The 893-nt window shown below is 40.9% G+C and carries 1 protein-coding gene; it reads left to right on the top strand.

What is annotated here, in order from left to right; all coding sequences use genetic code 11:
- Positions 1-137: 137 nt before the first annotated feature.
- Positions 138-893: replication initiator protein A (locus ACPC58_RS11630; protein ID WP_434066033.1), on the top strand; the 756-nt coding region annotated here is incomplete at its 3' end.

An 893-nucleotide genomic window follows, 5' to 3' on the forward strand; every position in this document is an offset into this window, starting at 1 on the left:
GTGATGTGTCATCTCATGGCTATCATGAGAATCGATATCAATAAAGCGAAGCGGATAGTTGCTGAAATGGAGGAGAACGGACTCATTCAATTTGATGAGTTAGGAAATATCGGTTTATTAGTGTTGGAGGGACAATCATGAAACGTATCACCGCAAATCACTATCAAACGTCAGAGCGTTACTATAAGCTCCCAAAACTCTTGTTTGAGAGTGATCGCTATAAGGACATGAAACTCGAGGTGAAGGTTGCTTATGCTGTTCTAAAAGACCGTTTGGAATTGTCATTAAGTAGAGGGTGGATAGATGAGGATGGGGCTATTTATTTGGTCTATTCCAACTCCAAACTCATGGCACTACTTGGCTGTTCCAAATCTAAGTTACTTGCTATCAAGAAAACCTTACGAGAGTATGGTTTGATAGATGAAGTCCAACAGTCTTCCAGTGAAAAAGGACGCTTGGCCAATAAGATTTATTTGGGGGAGTTAGAACATGAACCTACCCCAGTCTCAAATTCAGACGGGGGTAGTGTTCAAAAAACACTAGGGGGGTGTCAAAATCAGCCGGGGCTAGTCTTAAAATCAGCCACTAGTGAGACTGAAGTTAGTGAGACTAATATGAGTGAAACTAAAGAGAGTGAGTCAGTCATTGAGGACGAGGAGGAGAAAGAAAGTCAAACAAGTAAGAAAAATGACAATGACAATTTTCAACGTAAAGTAGACCGAGTCACAAGATACGACAGAGATTATATTTGGGGACTGGTTCATGATCAGTTGAGACAAGTTGGTCTATCACAGGCTGCTAGTGATTATGCCATGATTTATTTTGATCATCGGTATCAGTACGCTTTAGAGAATATGAGGTTTGCGGACAGAACAGAAACGATAGCGGAATAC

The organism is Streptococcus sp. VTCC 12905 (assembly GCF_049893385.1).
In the GTDB taxonomy this organism is placed as follows: domain Bacteria; phylum Bacillota; class Bacilli; order Lactobacillales; family Streptococcaceae; genus Streptococcus; species Streptococcus suis_AA.